Annotated in this window: 13 protein-coding genes; 7 read left to right on the forward strand and 6 right to left on the reverse strand. The window is 65.3% G+C overall.

Going from position 1 to position 14374, the window contains the following annotated elements:
* Nucleotides 1–135: 135 nt before the first annotated feature.
* Nucleotides 136–1107 (reverse strand): D-glucuronyl C5-epimerase family protein, encoded by a 972-nt coding sequence (locus ACIP9X_RS08930; RefSeq protein ID WP_400479357.1) that lies wholly within the window; start codon nucleotides 1105–1107, stop codon nucleotides 136–138.
* 121 nt (nucleotides 1108–1228) lie between these two features.
* Nucleotides 1229–2164 carry a phosphatase PAP2 family protein gene (locus tag ACIP9X_RS08935; RefSeq protein WP_400479358.1) on the reverse strand — a complete coding sequence of 312 codons (936 nt, stop codon included), beginning with the start codon at nucleotides 2162–2164 and terminating at the stop codon, nucleotides 1229–1231.
* Between the two features lie 165 nt (nucleotides 2165–2329).
* Here ACIP9X_RS08935 and ACIP9X_RS08940 point away from each other — a divergent pair, with 165 nt between their 5' ends.
* Nucleotides 2330–2611, forward strand: a complete 282-nt coding sequence (locus tag ACIP9X_RS08940; RefSeq protein WP_400479359.1) for a hypothetical protein — start codon at nucleotides 2330–2332, stop codon at nucleotides 2609–2611.
* 51 nt (nucleotides 2612–2662) lie between these two features.
* Nucleotides 2663–3058, forward strand: a complete 396-nt coding sequence (locus ACIP9X_RS08945) for a hypothetical protein (RefSeq protein ID WP_400479360.1) — start codon at nucleotides 2663–2665, stop codon at nucleotides 3056–3058.
* Nucleotides 3059–3064: 6 nt separating this feature from the next.
* Here the strand turns inward: ACIP9X_RS08945 and ACIP9X_RS08950 are convergent, their stop codons facing one another.
* The 4 genes from ACIP9X_RS08950 to ACIP9X_RS08965 form a co-directional block, all read right to left on the reverse strand.
* Nucleotides 3065–3391, reverse strand: coding sequence for a hypothetical protein (locus ACIP9X_RS08950; RefSeq protein ID WP_400479361.1), 327 nt, complete (start codon nucleotides 3389–3391; stop codon nucleotides 3065–3067).
* Nucleotides 3392–3434: 43 nt separating this feature from the next.
* Entirely contained in the window at nucleotides 3435–3968 is a 534-nt protein-coding gene (locus ACIP9X_RS08955; protein WP_400479362.1) for a hypothetical protein, read from the reverse strand.
* A 164-nt stretch (nucleotides 3969–4132) separates the two neighbouring features.
* Nucleotides 4133–4819, reverse strand: a complete 687-nt coding sequence (locus ACIP9X_RS08960; RefSeq protein WP_400479363.1) for a response regulator transcription factor — start codon at nucleotides 4817–4819, stop codon at nucleotides 4133–4135.
* Nucleotides 4816–6414 carry a sensor histidine kinase gene (locus ACIP9X_RS08965; RefSeq protein ID WP_400479364.1) on the reverse strand — a complete coding sequence of 533 codons (1599 nt, stop codon included), beginning with the start codon at nucleotides 6412–6414 and terminating at the stop codon, nucleotides 4816–4818. Before ACIP9X_RS08965 ends, ACIP9X_RS08960 begins: the two co-directional genes overlap by 4 nt.
* A gap of 448 nt (nucleotides 6415–6862) precedes the next feature.
* Here ACIP9X_RS08965 and ACIP9X_RS08970 point away from each other — a divergent pair, with 448 nt between their 5' ends.
* The 5 genes from ACIP9X_RS08970 (at nucleotide 6863) to ACIP9X_RS08990 (ending at nucleotide 14229) form a co-directional block, all read left to right on the forward strand.
* Nucleotides 6863–8443, forward strand: coding sequence for a response regulator (locus ACIP9X_RS08970; RefSeq protein WP_400479365.1), 1581 nt, complete (start codon nucleotides 6863–6865; stop codon nucleotides 8441–8443).
* A gap of 94 nt (nucleotides 8444–8537) precedes the next feature.
* Nucleotides 8538–10037 (forward strand): sensor histidine kinase, encoded by a 1500-nt coding sequence (locus ACIP9X_RS08975; RefSeq protein ID WP_400479366.1) that lies wholly within the window; start codon nucleotides 8538–8540, stop codon nucleotides 10035–10037.
* Nucleotides 10038–10158: 121 nt separating this feature from the next.
* A complete protein-coding gene (locus tag ACIP9X_RS08980) occupies nucleotides 10159–10815 on the forward strand; it encodes a class I SAM-dependent methyltransferase (RefSeq protein ID WP_400479367.1) in 657 nt (218 codons plus the stop codon).
* Nucleotides 10816–10942: 127 nt separating this feature from the next.
* On the forward strand, nucleotides 10943–12013 hold the full coding sequence (locus ACIP9X_RS08985; RefSeq protein ID WP_400479368.1) for an o-succinylbenzoate synthase: 1071 nt from the start codon (nucleotides 10943–10945) through the stop codon (nucleotides 12011–12013).
* Nucleotides 12014–12135: 122 nt separating this feature from the next.
* Nucleotides 12136–14229 carry a PhoX family protein gene (locus ACIP9X_RS08990; protein ID WP_400479369.1) on the forward strand — a complete coding sequence of 698 codons (2094 nt, stop codon included), beginning with the start codon at nucleotides 12136–12138 and terminating at the stop codon, nucleotides 14227–14229.
* Nucleotides 14230–14374: the final 145 nt, after the last annotated feature.

A 14374-nucleotide genomic window follows, 5' to 3' on the forward strand; every position in this document is an offset into this window, starting at 1 on the left:
GCGCTGCTAATCCAGTGGAGGCTGTGGTGCGACTTATTGTCGGCCCCGGTGCGGGGCTTGTAAAGGAGCTTTCGATGAGGTGCGCTTACCGGGCCGGCAGCTGCACGGACAATTCCCCTCGCCCGGACGGCAGGATCAGGAGTGGTCTGACCTCAACAGCTCAGCCTGTTGGGTAAATGTCTCGTCACCCGACATTCTGCCCAGCATCGTCAGCTGGTTTGCTACGCCCTTGTGGTAGCTTGCGGGGTATTTCCAGACGTCCTTGGCGAAGGGGGCAACTGCGTACCACGAGGGTCCGCCTGGCCGCCTGTAGTCCTCGAAGTGGTCGCGAATTGTCGCCGCTCCTTCATTGAACATCAACAGAGCGTCTTCGCTTTTCGTCAGGCGGTAGTAATCGTAGGCGCCGTAAACTGCATAAATGTGCCCGTTGACGACATGGGACGAGGGTACGTCTTTACCCACGTATTCCTCAAACCAGGCGTAATTCTTATCGCCGTTCTTCTCAACTTCCCGGAACCACGGCTGTCCGTTCTGCTTTTCTACCTTGAAGGAGAGGAAAACCCGATCGGCATGATTTTTCCAGTAAATATCGCCGGTCGTCTCGTACAGGTTGATGAACGTCGAGAGCATCATGCCCTGCGCCATCCCGGAGTACCAGGGGCGTCCCATGTCCAGCTTCCCTTTACCGGGTGCGTGCTTGAAGGTATAGGGGAACCAGGTTGCACCGCTTTCATCCCGCACGGAGTGAAGAATGAGATAACGCGTAGTGGCCTCCGCCCGACGAAGATATTCCGGATCCTTGGAGCCCCTATAAGAGGAAATCATTTGGCTGATAAACCATGCGCTGTTTACGGGATGATAAACGTTCTCGCCACGAATTTTGACCTGCAGCACGCCGTTACTGTCCACTTCGCCCCATGTCTTATCCGACAGGGGAGCAACAACGGTTGAAAGATATGGTGACCCGATGCTGGTGTCGAGCTTGTAGTCGGCAACTTCAACCGCAGAGCCTGAATTGTTCTCCACCGCAGCGCTCGGACTGTTCTCCACCGCAGCGCTTTGGCTGCAAGCGCCGAGCAGCGTTGCAAGTACAAGAAGCAACGCCACTAAGGCGGACGATTTAGGCAGCGATGAACGGCGGGAGCGCACAGGTATCCTCTTCCAGAATGATGGGGGTCCTGATCATGCTATCAACTGGAGCGACACCGACGCTTTCGATAAGGTGCGCTTACCGCCCTGGTGCGTCCCGCCGTCGTGCGGCGTAAGCGAACAGGGCAGTGGTGGCGACCGTTGCCAGATACCCGGCGATCACGATCAGCGAAATCCCTGCCCAGAAGTAGTTCGTGGTGCTCCCCTCCTGGCCTGGCAGCGGCGCGATCTTCACCAGCGAGTACAGCGCCACGGCAGCCGAGGCCAGCCCGATCACCACCGGCAGCCCGATCCAGAGCCGCGACGACGCCCAGTGCCCGTTGAAGCCGTCCCACATATTCCACTCATGGCTGCCCGTGCGGATGATCAGCCAGCCGGCGGGAACCATGAAGCAGCCCACCAGGAGGAACGCCGCCACCACGTCGGCGGGCCGGTGCCACTGGTTCACCAGCGTGGACATCCCCGAGGCGACCGCGAAACTGCCGCCCACGAACCCGGCCAGCGGCCGCCAGCGCGGGGAAGCCATCAGGAACACGGCCGCGGCAGCCGACGCCGCCAGCGTGGTGTGTCCCGACGGCAGCGAGTTGAACTCGAGCGTTTCCACGCCGCGGTCCGGCCGCACCAGCAGCAGGTGCTTGAGCACCTGCGCTGCGACGTTCGCCCCCACGCACGCCGCCAGCGCTATACCCGCGGCCCGCCAGCGGCGGTGGATCAGGGTGACAAAAAGAACGACGACGGCGGCCATCACCAGTGAGATGGTGGGCAGCCAGTCCAGGAACCGGGTGGTGACCTTGCCCGCAGGCCCGTGGATGGCCACGGCTTCAACCAGCGCCGACTCGTCGATGAACTGGCCGGTGGTGGTGCGGACAAAGTAGTAGTAAGTCGCGGCGAGCCCCGCCATGCAGGCCAGGGTGGCCAGCACGAAAAGGAACCCGGTGCCCCGTGCGAGGCGCATCGGGCCCCGGTGCTGGTTGCGTCCGGGGTTCCTGTGCTGGTTCCTGAGCTGGGAAATCATCGTAACAAGGGTGTCACAGTTTGCTGGGAGCTGCCTGTCTATTGGGTGGCTGCAGTCTGTCAGGGGTGTGGCTTCTGAGCGGGTTGTTTTGAGGTATGGCTGCCGGAGTTTCTTTTCCTCGGGCGGGGGGTCGACAGCGTGCGGAGGGCCGGTTACGTTGGCCCCATGAGCGAAAACCTGGACGACGCACGCGCTGGCTCTGGACCTGGGTCTGACACTGGATCTGGATCTGGTTCTGGGACTGGGCGCGAGACGGGCGGCGAGGCTGAGAGGGGCGGCGCTGAGAAGATAGGCGTCGAGAAGAGCGTCCGCGACAAGGACGACGTCCGCAGCGACTCGCCCGAAGGTGACCTGAGCACCAAGCTGGACCCCGACGTCATTCCTCAACAGGGCGATACGCCGGAAGTGGAACGAACCCGGGAACATCCGGAGGAAACCGGCAGCTGACCGCTGTTCACAGTTCACCCTTGACGGCCCGCCGCCGGATAGAGTTTGAGCATGGCCGGACTCGCGGATGTTCTGGGCCCTGTCCTGGAACTGATGTCGTGGGTGGGGTTCATTCCCGGCGTGCCCCTTCTCGTGTGGGGCCTGGTCATCAGCAAGCGGCGGTGCGACTGGACCGCCACCACGGGGGAGGTCTACACGGCCGGAGGATTCACCGGATTCCGCTGGGTTGACCAGGAAAATATGCCGCGGCAAACACTCGTGGACGCCGACGTGGCCCGCGGACTCGAGGCCGGAAACCACGTGGAACTCCACTACGACGTCTGCCACCCCTCCCGCTGGGGGCTGAAGCCGCCGAAGCACGACAACACCGTGCTGATCCTCGGCTGGATCCTCACCGGCCTGGGTCTGCTGTGCACGGCGGGCGGGTTCGTGCTCCTGCTGTTCTAGGAGCTTCTACTCGTGGCCGGCGGTGCTCCCCACGCCCTGCCTCCCGGCGCCGCGCCGCGGTGCGCCACCGTTCCGGTTCCTCTCCCGCAGGTGTTCCAGCAGCGCCTGCTCCGGATGGCCCGGGTTTTCCGCCAAGTGCCGCAGCAGCCGGCGGCGGACGTCCGAGCGTGCATCGGTGGTCGACAGCACGCTTTGGATGATGTCCAGGACCTGCTGGTGCAGCTCCGAATCGTCAATGGTGATGGTGGAGGGCTGGCTGTTCGGCACGCCTACCGTGTAGCCCCGCCGCTCCGGCGGAATGTGTTCATGCAGGTCGCGGTAGTTCGTGTGCATCACTGACTCCTTCTTCGGGGAAAACCTGGGGGTGCTGCCGCGCTTAGTCATCTGTGCCACCGCCGTTTTCGGCCAGGCCTGCCTGGCCAGCCGGCTCGCTGTCATCCGGTCCACTGCCATCCGGTCCACTGCCATCCGGTCCACTGCCATCCGACCGGCCGTCGTCTGATCCGCCGTTGTCGTCCGGGACATCCTTGTCATCCGGCACTGCGGAGGCGGATCCGTCTGGAGCGGCCACCGCCGGCGACGTCACCTGCGTGGGTGCGACACGCTGGACAACCCCCGAGTCGCCGTCGGCATCCTGGGTTTCGGCCTGCTCAGTGGTCTGCGGCTGGGCCATATCCAGGCGCCGGGGGGCCTCTGCGGAACGGAACCTATCGGGGGCGGGCGCGGAGGATGTGGGGGCAGGACCCGGCGCGGATCCGGGCGCCGTCGTAGAAGACGTGGAAGATGAAGCGGGATCGACCACCACCACTCCATTGGGCTGGCTGGCCGGCGCCGCCGCCAGCGACTGTGCCCAGATTCCAAAACCGGCGAGGCCGATCAGGGGAATGCTGAGCACTGACCACCTCTTCACTGCTCCGCCTTCCCTAGCTGGTGATTCCACTCTCGGCCGGGAAGGTGAAGCAGGCATGAGACACGGATGAGAATCCTCTCATCTGGCCCCAGTGCTCGTCGGCGGTGCTCGTCGGGGGTGCTCGCCGGACGGCTCGGCGGAATGCTCGACGGCGGGCCCGCTCGCTAAAGCGGGGCGTTCTCCTCGGGCTGGCACACGATGCGGTAGCCCACGCCCCGGACGGTCTGGATCCGGTCCTGGCCGAGCTTGTTCCGCAGGTACCTCACGTAGACATCCACCACGTTCGAGGACCCTTCAAAGTGGTAGCCCCAAACGCGGCTCAGCAGTTGCTCCCGGCTCAGTACGCGGCCAGCATTTTCAATGAGGGTCCGGGCCATGACGAATTCGCGGGCTGAAAGGTCGATGGTGCGCCCGCCTATTTCCGCGGTCCGCAGGTCGATGTCCAACGTCAGGTCGCCGCATACCAGCGTAGGCGCGGGGGTCACGGGCGAGGTGCCTCGGAGCCTCAGCTTCACTCGTGACAGCAGCTCTTCAAACCGGAACGGCTTGGTCATATAGTCGTCGGCTCCGCCCTCCAGCGCGGCGACTGTGCTCTCCAGGCTGTCCGACGCTGTAAGGACGATGACCGGGACGATGGACTGCATGGCGCGGAGGTTCCGGAGGACCGCGAGCCCGTCCATGCGCGGCATTCCGATGTCCAGGATGAGCAGGTCGTACTCGCCGGACGAGGCATAGTCCAGTGCCTTCACGCCGTCAGAGACCTGGGTGGTGGTGTATCCCGCCGCGGTGAGGCCCTTGACGAGGAACGCGGCGATCCGCGGCTCGTCGTCGGCAATGAGGATGCGGGTCACTGACTACCGCCGGGGCTTGAGAGGATAGCCGCGCCCGACGACGGCCGGGTCGCCTTGATTTTTCCCGCCGGGCGGCCCGATCGTTTTGCCTCACCGGTCTCTTCTTCCTCGGTGACGCCGCCGCCGGCCGGGATGGTCAGGATGAAGCGGCTGCCCTGGCCCACGGCAGATTCCACCCGCACCGTCCCGCCGTGCGCCTCCGCGATCGCCTTGACGATGGACAGTCCCAGGCCGGAGCCCTCCGATGCCCCAGCCGCATTGCGGCCCTTGAAGAAGCGCTCGAAGATGCGCTCCTGATCCTCGTCAGGGATGCCGCTGCCGGTGTCCGACAGCCAGATTTCCAAGTCCGACGCAAGGAGAGGCCGCCCGCCCAACGCCGTTCCGCCGTCGTCGTTCTTTGCCCAGGCAGCGCCGACGGAAATCCTGTCCCCCTCGGAGGTGTGCCTTACCGCGTTCACCGCGAGCTGCTCCAGCGCCTGCATGAGCCGGTGCCGGTCCGCCCGGACCAGGCCGCCGGGCTTGGCATCCAGCTCCCAGGTGCGCGGCGCGAAGACCTTGATGCGGTTCAGGATGTTCTCCAGGAAGATGTCCGCCTCGATCCACTCGGGGGAGACGAAGTCCGGCCGGCCGCTGCGGGCGAGGATGAGCAGGTCCTCCACGAGCACCTGCATCCTGTCGAGTTCATCCAGCAGCAGGATGCGGGTCTGGTCCACATCCTCTGGGTCGCCGGCGCGCAGGAGTTCCAGGTAGCCGCGGATCACCGTCATGGGGGTACGGAGTTCGTGGCCGGCGTCGTGCACAAACCGGCGCTGGTTCTCGAAGCCGGACTCGAGCCGCTCCAGCATGTGGTTGAAGTTCATGGCCAGCTGGGCAATATCGTCCGTGGGTGCAGTGACCTCCACGCGTTTTGTCAGGTCTTCGAACGTTGTGTTCTGCGTGGCTTCCTGGAGGCGGCGGATCGGGCTGAGCAGGCGCCCCGTGATCACGTAGCCCATCCAGCCGGCCACCACGAGCGTTGCCAGAGCCGCCAGGGCGTAGGTCCACATGGACCGGATGACCTCGTCCCGCTGCCGCCCGATCTCGTTGGCGGCCACGAGGAGCCCGTCCCCGGGCCGGCCCTGCAGCCTCACCGAGGTGATGGAAAGGCGCACGACCCTGCCGTCGATCACAGTGTCCTGTACTACAGTCTGGCCGGGCCGGCTCAGGGACCAGATCCGCTCCCTGACTGCTTCGCTGCGGAGGTTGGTGGGCTGGATCCCGCCGGGGAGGATAACGTTGCCATCCCGGACCATGGTCATCAGCGACTCATGCCCGCCGGGCGTCTCGGAGCGCAGGAACAGCGTGAACAGCTCATCCAGGGACGTGAACCCGGAATTACTGGGAGCCGACCTCGCCAGTGTCTCCAGGTTCCTCCGGGGGTGCTGGAGTTCCTCATTAACGCGGTCGTCGAGGCTCCTTAGCTGCGCCACGGAAGTCACGGTGCCGGAAACCACCAAGCCCATCGCCATGAACACCAGCAGCGTGGCCAGCACGCGGAAGCGGACAGAGTGGACTTCGGCGCGCAGCTCGGCCAGCAGGACCCGCGGCGGCTTCATGGCGCTTCGCCCACAAAATTTTTTTTGGCTGCGGGCACGTCAGCCACGCTACTCAGAGCCGGGTACTCGGAGTACTTGGTTCCACCCGCTACTGCCACCATCCGCGCCATCGATTCATCCATTTCACGCTTATCCGGCGGTCCTCCGCGGATCGAGGATCGCATGAAGCCGCCGGGAACTGCGGTTATTCCAAGATAGCCCCGGATTCTTGGGAAAAACTTGGCGACCCTGCGAACCTCAACGGTCCTGTCCCCTGCGGTTGGAGGGGGACGGCAGGGCAGTACCCGGCCCAGGAAGCGGGAAGGGGGCACTCTGCCGGAAACGCAACCAAGTAGTCCGTCAGCCGAAAATCGAGTACTCGCTACTCGTGCCCGTGCTTACCCCAGTGACAAGTATGAATCCAAGCCATTCATGGGGAATGCAGTTCATGGGGATAGTAGGTGCACAAATGGTTCAGACCGTTGCAGAGGAAACCCGCTGGTCGCGTGGAGTCCGCGAAGACGAGTACATTCCAACAATCTCAGAGGGGGTAAATGGAGCGCCGGCCCGGCTTTCCATTAACATCCTGGGTCCGCTTAAGGTCCGCCGCGGCGACGTGGTCATCGGCTCTCACGAGCTGGGCGGCCCGAAGCCCCGCCAGGTGCTGGAGATCCTGCTGCTCAAGCTGGGCACTCCGGTTTCCAAGAACCACCTGATCGACGTCCTCTGGAACGGGCAGCCTCCGGCGGAGGCGCTCTCCACCCTCGAAAGCTACGTGAGCGTGCTGCGCCGCCACCTGCAGCCCGGTTCCGGCAAGGGCGGCGCCCTCCGGACGGTCACCGGCGGTTACATGATGGACCGCAGCATGGTGGACCTGGACCTTGACCGGTTCGACGAACTCCTGAAGCAGGCCGGACACGCCAACCCCGAGGAATCCTACAAGATGCTCGAGAAGGCGCTGGATATCGCCTCCGTGCCCCTGCTCGGCGACGAGCTCCTGGCCGGCTGGGCCGAAGAGGAGCGGGCATTGCACGCAGCCCGCGTGGCCGGCATCAAAGCCCGCGCCGCCGAAGCCGCCGTCACAGTGGGACAGCCGGAACGCGCCGTCGCACTGGCCAGCGAGCTCCTGCTGGAGGATTCCATCAACGAGAAGGCCTGGACCGCCCTGGTGCTGGGCCTCGAGGAATCCGGACAGTACATGGAAGCGCTGCGCGCATACGGACGGTGCCGTCGGGTCATGGACCAGGAAATCGGCTGCCTGCCAGGCCGTGCCCTCCGCGATGCCCATGCCAGGCTGCTTCAGGCGACGGCTGCCGGCGACGACGATGCGTCCGATCTCTCCGACGTCGATCTACCGCTCCCACCCGTTAGTTCACAGAGCATGCGCGAAATCAGCATTCTGACCATCGACGATCACAGCACGTTCACGGAACTGCTGACCGCCGCCCTGGACCGTGAGCCGGACCTGCGGAGCGTCGCCTCGGCCACCACCGCCAAGAGCGGCGTGGAGCAGAGCATGGCGCTCAAGCCCGACGTCGTCATCATGGACTTCCACCTGCCCGACGGCGACGGCCTCACCGCTGCTGCCCGGATCCTGGCCGACGCCCCGCAGACGCGGATCGTCATGCTCACAGGGGATCCCACGCCGGAAGCACTCCGCACCGCGGCATCGATGGGCATCTGCGCCTTCCTCCCCAAGGGCGGCTCACTGTCTACGCTGCTGGACACTCTGCGGTACGCCCGGGCCGGCAACATGGTGGTCCACCCGTCCCTCGTGGCACAGCTGGGCATGAGCACTCCGAAGCCGGCACCGGTTGTTCGCGAAGTGGAGCCCGGCGGTCCGGTGCTGACGCCGCGCGAGCTGGATGTTCTCCGCCTGATGGCGGGCGGACACGGGTCCAAGGAGGTGGCCAGCAAGCTGGACATCTCACTCAACACCTGCCGGGGTTATGTCAAAGCGATCTTCGCCAAGCTGGGAACGCACTCCCAGCTGGAATCAGTAATGGAAGCTTCACGGCGCGGCATGCTCGAGCAGCCGTCCGATGGCTAGGCCGTCATTCCTACGGCCTGCACAGCTCCACCCGCTTGAAACGGCCCAGCCCGGGAGGTCTGAGGTTTACAAAGCGGTCCGGCAATTCCTGCTCATGGGACTGGTGGCCCTGGTTGTGGTCACCACCCCCGTGGCGTTCTGGATCTGGTCGGAGGCGGAACATCACGCCTTGGAGAACTCGAAGCAGGCCACGGAAAACCTGGCCCAGAACGTCGTGGCACCCCTGCTGGACGAGGGCGTCCTGCAGGGGGATCCGGCCGGCATTGCCCGGCTCGACGAGCGGCTGCGTCCCTGGGTAGGGGAGCGGTCCGTGTTCGAGATCAGGCTCTGGGATGCTGCCGGGCGCATGGTCTATTCCGACGACGAGAAACTTATTGGCCAGACGTTCACTCTGCCGCACGAGGCAACGGATGTCCTCGCCGGCAAAGAGATCAAGGCCACGCTGGAACTGCAGGCGGATGAGGTGCAGGCCGACGGCGTCAACACCGGGGAACTGGTGGAAGTGTACGTCCCGGTGACGGCACCCAACGGTGAGCGGCTGGCGTTTGAGGCCTATTACGACGACGACGCCGTCCGCCAGGAACAGGCCGCGGTCCTGCTCGACATGGCTCCGCCGTTCCTCCTTGCGCTGGGCGTCCTGCAGTTGGCCCAGCTCTTGCCTGCCGTGCGGCTCGCGCGCCGCATCCAGGCCTACGAGGCAGGCCGGACCCGTCTGCTGCACCGCGCCATCGAAGCCTCGGAACTGGAACGCCAGCGGATTGCCCGTGACCTGCACGATGAAGTGATCCAGGATCTTTCAGGGCTGTCCTACATCCTGGAATCGGAGGAACTGCACCGCCCGGTGGGGCAGCGCCGGCTCTTCTCGGACGCCCGCAGGATCCTGCAGGACAACGTACGGAACCTCCGGGCTATGACCACCGAGCTGTATCCGCCGGATTTGAACCGGCTGGGACTGTGCGGGGCACTGGTACGGCTGGGTGATCCGCTCGAGGAACGCGGGATCAGCCTCTCGCTGGACCTCCCGGCCAAGTGCGACTTGGACCGCGACCGTGCCGCCCTCCTGTACCGGGTGGCACGGGAAGCCCTGGCCAACACAGCCAAGCACTCCAAGGCGCAGCATGCCACCATGCAGCTGCGGCAGGTGGGGGACCGGTCTGAAATACGGATCTCGGACGACGGCCGCGGCTTTGACCAGAGCCTCGGATCACCTGAGGGACACTTCGGCCTGCGCATCATGCGGGACACTATCGGTGAGGCCGGAGGATCCCTGCAGGTGCAGTCGGCTCCCGGGCGGGGGACCACGGTCGTCGCCGGGTTTGGGGCAGCCATTGGGGCGGACTTTGGTGATGATCTGTTCGGGGACGATGTCTCCGGGGGTGCCGGAGCACGTGCTGCCGGTCCACTCGCAGTTGTCCGGCGCCAAACCGGCAGGCGTGCCGCTGGCAAACGTGCCGGTGACCTTGTCCGCGGGAAGGACCGTGTCCGCGGCAAGGACAGCGTTCGGGGGAATGACGGGACTGGCGGGAAGGACAACGTACCCGGAAAGGACAACGTGGCCGGCGGCTCTTCCGAGGTTCCCCAGCCGGTGCCATAGCGGACCGTTGCTTCCGCACTCCAGGAAGTGCAAGGGTGGTGCCGGAGGGCAACACCCCAACAAGCTGCCGGCCCCTTCAATGACGCAGGGGCCGGCACATTCCAGAGAAAGTACATCCGTCATGCCATCCCAGAAACCGGACGGACCCGCTGCCTTGCAGCACCCGCGGTTTGCCCGCGCCTACGCAAGAGCCGTCGTCGGAATGAACCGCCGCGGCGGCACTGAACACCGCCGGCGCCTGCTGTCCGGCCTGCAGGGCAGTGTCATCGAAGTGGGGGCTGGCGAGGGCTCCTCGTTCAGGTTGTACCCCTCCGCAGTCACTGACGTTCTCGCCGTGGAGCCGGACGATTATCTGCGCGGCCTCGCCGAGCAGCGGGCAGCATCCGTGTCCGTTCCGGTCGTGGTGGTGGCCGGATCGGCCGAGCATCTCCCCGCTCCGAGTGCCGGAGCCGACGTCGTGGTGTGCAGCCTGGTCTTGTGCAGTGTCGAGGACCAGGGGAAGGCGCTCGCGGAAATCTACCGGGTGCTCCGCCCCGGCGGAACGCTCGCGTTCTACGAGCACGTCCGGTCCCATCGCCGGTGGATCGCCTCCGTGGAGGACGCACTGACGCCGGGCTGGCAGCGGTTCGCTGGCGGCTGCCACCTCAACAGGGACACACTCGAAGCGATCACTGCCGCCGGATTTCAGGTGCAGGACAACGAACGTTTCGGCTTCGCCCCGCAGCTGCTGGCCCCGCCCATGGCGCATATTTTGGGCCACGCCGTCCGCCCTGGCTGATCTCCTCCTGAGACTCTCACATGGTTGCGTTCCCACCCGTTGTCCACATGGCTGAGTCGCCAACCCGTTGTCCACATAGCTGAACTTCCGGAGCAGGTCCGGGGAGGGGCGCCGGTACAGTGAATTCATGCCTGCCGCATCGCCTCCCGGGGCTTCCGGGTTCCCGCAGCCGTCCGGGCTGTCCGCCGGGGACAGCCTGCCGACACTTGAGGAGCTGCCCCCGCTTACCGAACTGCTGAGCGCCGCACGCGTGGTGTCCATTCCAATGCGCGTGAAATTCCGCGGCATTCTCGAGCGCGAAACTCTGCTGCTGCGCGGACCCGCGGGCTGGGGAGAGTTTGGTGCTTTTCCTGAATATGGCGACGCGGAAGCCAGCCGCTGGCTTCGCGCCGCCATCGAAGCAGGCTGGCAGGGATTTCCGGAGCCGCTCCGGGACAGCATTCCGGTGAACGCAACCGTGCCTGCAGTCCCCGCGGCACGTGTGCCGGACGTTCTCGCGCGGTTCGGGCGGGTGGACGCGGTCAAGGTCAAGGTGGCTGAACACGGACAATCCCTTGACGACGATGCGGCCCGGGTGGCGGCCGTGCGTGCCGAGCTCCCTGATGCCGCCGTCCGGGTCGACGCGAACGGGGGGTGGGACGTGCCGGAGGCCGTGGAAGCTCTGACGCGGCTCGCTGGCTTCGACCTTGAATATGCGGAGCAGCCGGTCCCGGGCATCGACGCCCTGGCTGAAGTGCGACGCCTCCTGCGCGAAGCGGGAGTCCCTGTGCTCATTGCCGCGGACGAAAGCGTTCGCAAGGAGGACGACCCCCTGAAAGTGGCACGGGCCGGCGCCGCAGACCTGATCGTCGTCAAGGTGGCCCCGCTCGGGGGCGTGCGGCGTGCGCTGGACATCGTTGCGCAGGCCGGAATGCCCGCCGTCGTGAGTTCCGCCCTTGACACCTCTGTCGGCATCCGGGCCGGCCTGGCGCTCGCCGCCGCCCTTCCGGAACTGCCGTACGCCTGCGGACTGGGGACCGTCTCCCTGCTCGCGGGGGACGTCACCACGGATCCGCTGGTGGCGGACGACGGCGCCATCAGGCTGCGTGACGCTGTGCCGGACGAGGGACTGTTAGAGCGGTACGCCGGTGCTGACGACCGCAAGAACTGGTGGCTGGACCGGCTCCGCCGGGCCTACGGAGAGCTCGTCCGAAAGTGAACTTGGCGAGGTTAACTTACAGGGATGTAAGTTCACCCGAACTTAACCAGAGTGACCTCTCACATTTGGTTTTCGCTGACAGGGTGGGCGGGACCGCAACACATCCCTTGGAAGGTCCCTCCATGTCTGAAATCCCCGGGCGCAAGTTTGCCCTGCTGCCCATGCTCGGCCACACCAAAGGCAAGCGCAGCCCCGTCACCTGCGCGCTCAAGTGCGACAACGCCTGCTCGGGCGACGTCTGCAACACCAGCTCCAACAGCTACTTCCGCGACATCGCATCCACCACGATGTCCCGCCGCGCCGCCCTGGGCTTCGGCGCGGCCGGAGCCCTTGCCGTCGTGCTCGGCGGTTCCCTGGCATCTTCCGAAACGGCAGTAGCCGACGGCGGCACAGGCCTCTCGGCCGCCGCGAAGAACGGCTACGGCCGTGCGGGCGCCTCCAAGCTGCAGTTCACGGCCATCCCGGCCGTCCCCGCTGACGTCGATGCCGTCACCGTGCCCGCTGGCTTCACCTGGCAGCCGGTCATCCGGTGGGGTGACCCAATCTTTAACGGCGTCCCGGAGTTCGACCTCTACTCCCAGACTGCCGCCAAGCAGGAGAAGCAGTTCGGGTACAACAACGACTACACCGACATCCTCGAAATCCCCGGCAGCAAGGGCCGCCGCGCGGTGCTCTTCGCCAACCACGAGTACACCAACGACGCCATCATGTTCCCGCCGTCCATGCCTGAGGACGAGGAGCGCGCCGTCAGCCAGGCGGCCCACGGGCTCACGGTGGTGGAATTGGAGCGCAAGGATAAGAGCACGCCGTGGAGCTACGTGCAGGGTGCACCGCTGAACCGCCGGTTCCTCAACAGCACCACCTATGAGCTGACCGGTCCGGCCGCTGGCTCGTCTCTGGTCAAGACCGTTGACGACCCTGAAGGCCGCTGGATCAAGGGCACCCTTGGCAACTGCGCCGGCGGCACCACGCCGTGGGGCACCATCCTCTCCGGCGAGGAGAACTTCCAGGGCTACTTCGTTGCGCCCGGAACCTCCGCCGGGGACAGGCGCTACGGTCTCACCAACAAGGCGACGGCACGCAAGTGGGAACTGGATGACCCGCGCTTCAACACCAACAATTCGGGCTACGAAAACGAGGCCAACCGCTTCGGCTACATCGTCGAGGTTGATCCGTTCGACCCCACCTCTACGCCGAAGAAGCACTCCATGCTGGGCCGCTTCAAGCACGAGGGTGCCAACGTGATTGTGGCCAAGTCGGGGCACGCCGTGGCCTACTCCGGCGACGACGAGCGTTTCGACTACCTCTACAAGTTTGTCTCGAAGGCCAAGTACCGCGAGGGCGACCGCAAGCACAACATGACGCTCCTCTCTGAGGGTGACCTGTACGTGGCCAAGTTCACGGGTGACTCCCCGGCCTCGGAAATCGACGGCAAGGGCACGGTACCCACTGACGGCGCCTTTGACGGCAGGGGCGAATGGCTGCCCCTCGTTGTCAACGGCAAGTCGAAGGTCAAGGGCATGTCCGTTGAGGAAGTCCTCGTCTACACCCGTCTCGCCGCCGACAAAGTGGGTCCCACCAAGATGGACCGCTGCGAGGACGTTGAGCCGAGCCCCTTCACCGGCAAGGTCTACGTCGCGTGCACCAACAACTCGGATCGCGGCAAAATCGGCAAGGAAGGCGCCACTGAGGTCAACCCGCGCAACGAAAACCGCGATGGCCACATCGTGGAAATCACCGAGATCGGCGACCAGACCTCAAGGAAGTTCACCTGGAACCTCCTGATGGTCTGCGGCGACCCGGCCCAGGGCGATGTCACTTACTTCTCCGGCTTCCCGACGGACAAGGTCTCGCCGATCTCCTGCCCGGACAACCTGGCGTTTGATTCCGTGGGCAACCTGTGGATCTCCACCGACGGCGCCCCCTCGGGCATCGGCAAGAACGACGGCCTGTTCAAGGTCACGCTTGAAGGTGTAGAGCGCGGCCGCGTGGAGCAGTTCCTCGCCGTTCCCCGCGATGCCGAGACCTGCGGCCCGATCATTCACGACGACGAGCGCACCGTGTTCGTCTCCGTGCAGCACCCGGGCGAGGAAGGCACGTTCGAGGCACCGAACTCCCTGTTCCCGGACTACGTCCGCGCCGGTGCTCCGGTAAAGACCGGCCAGGCAAGGGCCCCGCGCCCCTCAGTGATCCAGGTCTTCCGCACGGACGACTAACCCCGCCACCCTCACCCACCCCCCGACGCTCCCTCACTTCCTGCACGTTTTCCCGGACGCTCCTGCAGATCTCGCGGGTTTCTTACCGACGCTCCTGCAGATCCTGCGGGGTTTTCGGCGACGCTCTCTCACGGTCACTGTGAGA

Origin of the sequence: Arthrobacter sp. NPDC093125 (assembly GCF_044754225.1) — a bacterium.
GTDB lineage: Bacteria > Actinomycetota > Actinomycetes > Actinomycetales > Micrococcaceae > Arthrobacter.

Excerpts from the sequence above, each read along its gene's own strand:
- ACIP9X_RS08935 (WP_400479358.1), bottom strand. The coding sequence starts at position 2,164 with ATGATTTCCCAGCTCAGGAACCAGCACAGGAACCCCGGACGCAACCAG.
- ACIP9X_RS08975 (WP_400479366.1), top strand. The coding sequence starts at position 8,538 with ATGGGACTGGTGGCCCTGGTTGTGGTCACCACCCCCGTGGCGTTCTGG.
- ACIP9X_RS08940 (WP_400479359.1), top strand. The coding sequence starts at position 2,330 with ATGAGCGAAAACCTGGACGACGCACGCGCTGGCTCTGGACCTGGGTCT.
- ACIP9X_RS08990 (WP_400479369.1), top strand. The coding sequence starts at position 12,136 with ATGTCTGAAATCCCCGGGCGCAAGTTTGCCCTGCTGCCCATGCTCGGC.
- ACIP9X_RS08980 (WP_400479367.1), top strand. The coding sequence starts at position 10,159 with ATGCCATCCCAGAAACCGGACGGACCCGCTGCCTTGCAGCACCCGCGG.
- ACIP9X_RS08985 (WP_400479368.1), top strand. The coding sequence starts at position 10,943 with ATGCCTGCCGCATCGCCTCCCGGGGCTTCCGGGTTCCCGCAGCCGTCC.
- ACIP9X_RS08950 (WP_400479361.1), bottom strand. The coding sequence starts at position 3,391 with ATGCACACGAACTACCGCGACCTGCATGAACACATTCCGCCGGAGCGG.
- ACIP9X_RS08945 (WP_400479360.1), top strand. The coding sequence starts at position 2,663 with ATGGCCGGACTCGCGGATGTTCTGGGCCCTGTCCTGGAACTGATGTCG.
- ACIP9X_RS08970 (WP_400479365.1), top strand. The coding sequence starts at position 6,863 with ATGGTTCAGACCGTTGCAGAGGAAACCCGCTGGTCGCGTGGAGTCCGC.
- ACIP9X_RS08965 (WP_400479364.1), bottom strand. The coding sequence starts at position 6,414 with ATGAAGCCGCCGCGGGTCCTGCTGGCCGAGCTGCGCGCCGAAGTCCAC.